This is a genomic window from Hydrocoleum sp. CS-953 (genome assembly GCF_002260545.1).
Taxonomy (GTDB): domain Bacteria; phylum Cyanobacteriota; class Cyanobacteriia; order Cyanobacteriales; family Microcoleaceae; genus Trichodesmium.
The window spans coordinates 1-6,235 of record NZ_LGSU01001040.1 but is presented as its reverse complement, the minus strand read 5'-3'; the positions used below and the strand labels follow the sequence as shown (position 1 = coordinate 6,235).

Sequence of the window (6,235 nt, the reverse complement as noted above, 5' to 3'; positions counted from 1 at the left end):
TTGGAGAAGCTACAGGAGCAGCTTTAGGTTTATTATGCACTTCTCGTTATTTTCTTCCTGCGATTATTGGTTTACCCTTTTTAGGAGAAATGATGGCAACAGTTAAACAAATGAACAAAAATAAACAGTTTTAATATTATAAGATCTAGTAAATAATCAAGGCAATTCAAGTTTTTGGATCTTTCAAAGAACTGTAATAAATTACTGACTAAAAAAACAATTAACCCACATTCATCACGACAAAATGTAGTACATGAAAGTGGGAAAATTTGAGTAAGTATTTAGACTTATTTTAAATAATTAACAATTAATAATTACCAAAAAATGAGGTCCAAAGCCTCCCCTTTTAAGGGGATGAAAAAATATTTAACTCAGTATTTCAAGCCTCCGACTTTAGTCGGAGGTTGACTGATAACTGATAACTGATAACTGATAACTGATAACTGAAATGACCTCTCACTTTTAGGGAGAGGATGGACGCTCAAGGAAAAAATTTTCTTTTTTTCCCCATATCTAAAATGGTGCGTTAGGACGGATTGCTGAATCTCTTTCATCGTCTGAATTTTAGCCGTATTTTCATGTCCGCTAAGAGCGGAAACGCACCCTACTGGACTCTGCTGTGACTTTGACTAAAACTTCTCCAAATTTTGGTTGTGGTTGTGGTTTTTCAGTACAGACTAATTTACCAAATTCCTGAATTACAAAAGCTTTCACAAAGTTCTCCTATTTAAAAANGAGGATGGACGCTCAAGGAAAAAATTTTCTTTTTTTCCCCATATCTAAAATGGTGCGTTAGGACGGATTGCTGAATCTCTTTCATCGTCTGAATTTTAGCCGTATTTTCATGTCCGCTAAGAGCGGAAACGCACCCTACTGGACTGACACAGCTAAAATGGGGAGTGTGGGGAGGGTGGGGAGAGAAAGACACCTAGAAACAAAAATCTATTGCACAGTTTTAGTTGAAACAGTCCACTACTGGACTTCTGCATTATCTTCATAATAAAGATTCTTTCTCAACCAGATTTAGTATCAAGTCCGGTAGCATTGGTATTGTAAGTTAAAGATAAGGAAGAAGGAATAGGGAATAGGGAATAAGGAATAAGGCTTAAAAACCTGAAAAAACTTAAATTTATTGTATATATTCACGCTTCGGTTTACACAAACGATACCAGTGGACATGATATAACTTGCTTCCCAAAGGATAACCGAACAGATACTAAAAAATTTGATATGATTTTCCTTTGTTCCTTATTCCTTACTTCTTAGTTCTAAAAATATGACAACTTACTCAGAATATAAACAACGACGGGAAAATTTAATGGCAAAAATTGGCGATGGTACGGCTATTTTTAGAAGTGCGCCAATGGCTGTCATGCACAATGATGTAGAATATTCCTATCGTCAAGATAGCGACTTTTTTTATTTAACAGGTTTTAATGAACCGGAAGCTGTGGCGGTTATTGCACCTCACCATGAAAAGCATAAGTTTGTTTTGTTTGTGCAACCAAAAGACCAAGAAAAAGAAACTTGGACTGGTTATCGTGCTGGTGTGGAAGTTGCTAAGGAAAGGTATGGTGCGGACGCAGCTTTTTCTATTAATGAATTAAATCAAAAATTGCCTGAATATTTGAAAAAGGCAGATAAAATTTATTATCGTTTAGGACGCGATCGCCACTTCAATGAAACAGTGTTTAAACATTGGCAAAATTTGATGCGAGTCTATCCCAGACATGGCATTGGACCAACAGCTATTCAAGATTCAAGTACAATTTTACATCCGATGCGTCTGATTAAAAGTGATGTGGAATTAGCACAAATGCAGACAGCTGCTGATATTGCTGTTGATGCTCATAACCATGCGATGAAGTTTGCTGAAGAGGGGAAGTTTGAATATCAAATTCAAGCGGAAATGGAGTATATATTTTCTCGTCATGGAGCTACTCCTGCTTATCCTTCTATTGTTGCTTCTGGTGCTAATTCTTGCATTCTTCATTACATAGAAAATAATCGGAAAATGCGAGAAAATGATTTGTTATTAATTGATGCTGGAGCTGCTTACAATTATTATAATTCTGATATTACTCGAACTTTTCCAATTAGTGGGAAATTTACACCAGAACAAAAGGTGATTTATGAGTTAGTTTTAAGGTCGCAGTTAGCAGCAATTGAACAAGTAAAACCAGGAAATCCTTATAAGCAAATTCACGATACGGCAGTCCGAGTTTTAGTAGAAGGATTGATAGATTTAGGAATGTTAAAAGGTAATATTGATGAAATAATTGAAAAGGAAAAATATAAGCCTTTTTATATGCACAGAACTGGACATTGGTTAGGTTTAGATGTGCATGATGTGGGTGTTTATCAATGGGGAGAAGAACCGCAAAATTTACAACCAGGACAAGTGTTAACTGTGGAACCTGGTATTTATATTAATCCTAATATTAAAACTGTGAAAGGTCAACCAGAAGTATATGATCGTTGGCGGGGAATTGGAGTGAGAATTGAGGATGATGTTTTGGTTACAGAGGAAGGATGTAAAGTATTAACTGCGGGGGTGCCTAAGTCAGTTGAGGAATTAGAAAAATAGCTTTTATTTAGTAGGTTGGGTTGAGGTAACTAAACCCAACAATTTTCCCAAAATAATAAGTCCTAATGGTTTGATTAATCTTTGTTTCTTGTTGATTTTTGATATTAAGATCAACAGTATTATAATCGACAACTTTGATGATGACCTGATAGTTAGGTTACAAAAGAAAGCGGAATATACTGGGGGTTCTCTTGAAGCAGAAGCTAAAGAAATTCTCCGTGCAGTATTAACAGAAAACGAAGAATATTCTTTAAATATTGCTGAAAAAATAAAGCAACGTTTTTACCATTTTGGAGATATTGAAATCCCAATTATATCCAGAGACCCCCTAGGGGAAATTCCCAATTTTGAGGATTGATTTGATTGTACTTGATACTAATGTAGTTTCCGAACTAATGAAACTTCAAGGCTCATCAGTAGTGCGTCAATGGGTTGCAGTAAGACTAATAAATAATCTTTTTACAACGACTTATTACTCAAGCTGAAATTCTTTATACCTTTAGAGCAATAGTTATTTTATTTTCTGAAGCACCCCGCCAGAGATGATGAGTGGTGAAATTTTTCTTCTATTGCTCTATACGCAATAGTTATTTCATTTTCTGAAGCACCCCGCCAGAGATGATGAGTGGTGAAATTTTTCTTCTATTGCTCTATACGCAATAGTTAATTCATTCCGTGAAGCACCCCACCAGAGGTGATGGGTAGTCAAATTTTTCTTCTATTGCGTATAGAGCAATAGTTAATTCATTCCGTGAAGCACCCCACCAGAGGTGATGGGTAGTCAAATTTTTCTTCTATTGCTCTATACGCAATAGTTAATTCATTCCGTGAAGCACCCCGCCAGAGATGATGAGTGGTGAAATTTTTCTTCTATTGCTCTATACGCAATAGTTAATTTATTTTCTGAAGCACCCCGCCAGAGGTGATGAGTGGTGAAATTTTTCTTCTATTGCTCTATACGCAATAGTTAATTTATTTTCTGAAGCACCCCGCCAGAGGNGCCAGAGGTGATGAGTGGTGAAATTTTTCTTCTATTGCTCTATACGCAATAGTTAATTTATTTTCTGAAGCACCCCGCCAGAGGTGATGGGTAGTCAAATTTTTCTTCTATTGCTCTATACGCAATAGTTAATTCATTTCCTGAAGCACCCCATCAGAGGCGATGAGTGGTCAAATTTTTCTTCTATTGCTCTATACGCAATAGTTAATTCATTTTCTGAAGCACCCAGTCAGAGTCAAAGTAGATGAGTTGATAGATCAATACAGTTCAGCTAAAGATTTTTTTTGCAGTTCTGTCATCTCAATATCTACTCTAATAGTTCGATACCTTATAAGTTGTAGTCTAATCTTAACCCTATTGACTTATACCTTTTTTTTCTTACAGTAACTCAACAATTGCTACTTTCAGCAATTCTTTTAGTTTATAGTATTTATTATAAAGATACGGAATCTCGAATCCAAAATTATAATCAGATAAAATGGATAATAAAGAAAAAATCATCATAAAACAAAGAGTCAATTCAAATATTGACTATAATGAACAAATTCATATTCCTAACTTCATTCAAGATCATGGAGTATTATTGGTTTTGCAAGAGCAAGAGTTGGATATTATTCAAGTTGGTAGTAATACAGAAAAATGGCTCAATATTCCTCCAGAAAATCTACTCGAACANTAGCAGATTCAAAAAAGCTTCCGAAAAGACTATAATGAACAAATTCATATTCCTAACTTCATTCAAGATCATGGAGTATTATTGGTTTTGCAAGAGCAAGAGTTGGATATTATTCAAGTTGGTAGTAATACAGAAAAATGGCTCAATATTCCTCCAGAAAATCTACTCGAACAGAACATCGAATGTCTCTTAGATTCTGAACAAATAGATAAGATTCGTCAGAATTTGGCAGGAAATTTTGTATATATCAACCCACTCAAATTATCTATTAAATGTGGAAATGAAGTTAGATTATTTAACGGTATTATTCATCGTAATAATGGAGTTGTAATTCTAGAACTTGAACCTTGTGAAAATGAATCAGCTACAGACTTTTCCCAATTTTATCAACTGACTTTTCCCATAATTAATAAAATTCAGAAATCTGCCAATTTACATGAACTTTGTCAGATTGTAGTTCAAGAAATCCGCAAAATTACTGGATTTGACAGGGTGATGATCTACAAGTTTCATCCTGATGACTCTGGAGAAGTAATTGCCGAAGATAAACGAGAAGACCAAGAAGCATTTTTAGGTTTATATTATCCTGCTTATGATGTTCCCCAAGTAGCAAGAGCTGTTTTCTCTGTTAAGTTTGTACGAACTATTCCAAATATCAACTCTCAAATTGTTGAGTTAGTACCTCAATTTAATCCTTTAACTAACGAACCTCTAGATTTAACTTTTTCTGTGCTGCGGGGTGTTTCTCGCTGTCATGTAAAATATCTTGATAATATGGGTGTTATGGGTTCAATGTCAGTTTCTCTGGTGAAAGAAGGAAAATTATGGGGTTTAATTGCTTGTCATCACGAATCAACTAAATATATTCCCTACCATAAACGAGTGGTTTGTGAATTTTTAGGTCAAATAATGTCGATTCATATTCCCATGAGAGAACAAAATGATAATTTAGATAATAAAGTTGCTCTGAAGTCCGTCCAAGCTGAAGTAATAAAGATTATTTCTGAGTCAGAAGATTTATTAAATGTTATCAAAAATATCGGCAGTAAATTATTAACAATAGTTGGAGCAACGGGGTCTGTAATTTTTCTAGAAGGAGAATATCACAAAGTAGGAAAAACACCAAACGATGCAGAAATTACAGAACTACTAAATTGGGTAAAAAATCAGATGAAGACTGACATCTATTCAACTGATTCTTTACCAATAATTTACCCACCTGCTCAAGAATTTAAAGATATTTCTGGTGGATTATTAGTGTTAGAAATTGCCAAGTTACAAGAAGTTTATGTTTTGTGGTTTCGACCAGAAGTAAGTCAAACAGTTAATTGGGCTGGAAATCCAGAATATCCTATAGAGATTGAATCTGATGGTAAAATGACACTTTGTCCTCGAACATCTTTTGAACAATGGCAAGAAATAGTTAAATTTCATTCCTTACCTTGGCAACCTTATGAAATAGAAGGAGCGCAAGATTTTAAAACCGCAATTGTGGGAATTGTGATGCGCAGAATTTCTGAATTAGCAAAAATAAATCTGGAACTAGAACAAAGTAATAGTGAGTTAGATTCTTTTACTTATATTGCTTCCCATGATTTAAAAGAACCATTGCGAGGTATTCATAATTATTCTACATTTTTGATGGAAGATTATGGGGAAATTCTTAACCAAGATGGTCGAGAAAAATTAGAGACTTTGGTGCGTTTAACTCAACGGATGGAGGATTTAATTAATGCTTTGTTATATTTCTCTCGTTTAGGTCGTCAAGAACTTCATAAATCTCCTATTAATCTGAATGAATTAATTGAAAATGTGTCTGAGGTTGTTAAAGTTAGTAAACCCGATATATCTTTTGAAATCAGAAATATGGATAATTTGCCAGTGATTTATGGAGACAAAATACTTCTAGAACAAGTATTTAGCAATTTAATTAATAATGCAGTTAAGTATAATAAAAAAGACGATAAGATTG

Annotated in this window: 4 protein-coding genes and 2 pseudogenes; 5 read left to right on the top strand and 1 reads right to left on the bottom strand. The window is 34.4% G+C overall.

All coding sequences use genetic code 11. The annotated features are described in order from the left end of the window. A pseudogene (locus AFK68_RS41825) lies at positions 1 to 134 on the top strand (UPF0104 family protein); the annotation flags it as partial. A gap of 451 nt (positions 135 to 585) precedes the next feature. Here the strand turns inward: AFK68_RS41825 and AFK68_RS43475 are convergent. Beyond that, positions 586 to 714, bottom strand: a complete 129-nt coding sequence (locus tag AFK68_RS43475; protein WP_256386570.1) for a hypothetical protein — start codon at positions 712 to 714, stop codon at positions 586 to 588. Between the two features lie 562 nt (positions 715 to 1,276). Between AFK68_RS43475 and AFK68_RS15205 the strand changes: the two genes are divergently transcribed. The 4 genes and pseudogenes from AFK68_RS15205 to AFK68_RS15185 form a co-directional block, all read left to right on the top strand. Next, positions 1,277 to 2,587 carry an aminopeptidase P N-terminal domain-containing protein gene (locus tag AFK68_RS15205; RefSeq protein WP_094673525.1) on the top strand — a complete coding sequence of 437 codons (1,311 nt, stop codon included), beginning with the start codon at positions 1,277 to 1,279 and terminating at the stop codon, positions 2,585 to 2,587. Between the two features lie 70 nt (positions 2,588 to 2,657). Then, positions 2,658 to 2,945 (top strand): plasmid stability protein, encoded by a 288-nt coding sequence (locus AFK68_RS15200; protein WP_246844212.1) that lies wholly within the window; start codon positions 2,658 to 2,660, stop codon positions 2,943 to 2,945. Between the two features lie 1,120 nt (positions 2,946 to 4,065). Continuing rightward, positions 4,066 to 4,262, top strand: a pseudogene (locus AFK68_RS45285) (hypothetical protein); the annotation flags it as partial. Positions 4,263 to 4,344: 82 nt separating this feature from the next. Beyond that, positions 4,345 to 6,235: GAF domain-containing protein (locus AFK68_RS15185; RefSeq protein WP_094673523.1), on the top strand; the 1,891-nt coding region annotated here is incomplete at its 3' end.

Excerpts from the sequence above, each read along its gene's own strand:
- AFK68_RS15205 (WP_094673525.1), top strand. The coding sequence starts at position 1,277 with ATGACAACTTACTCAGAATATAAACAACGACGGGAAAATTTAATGGCA.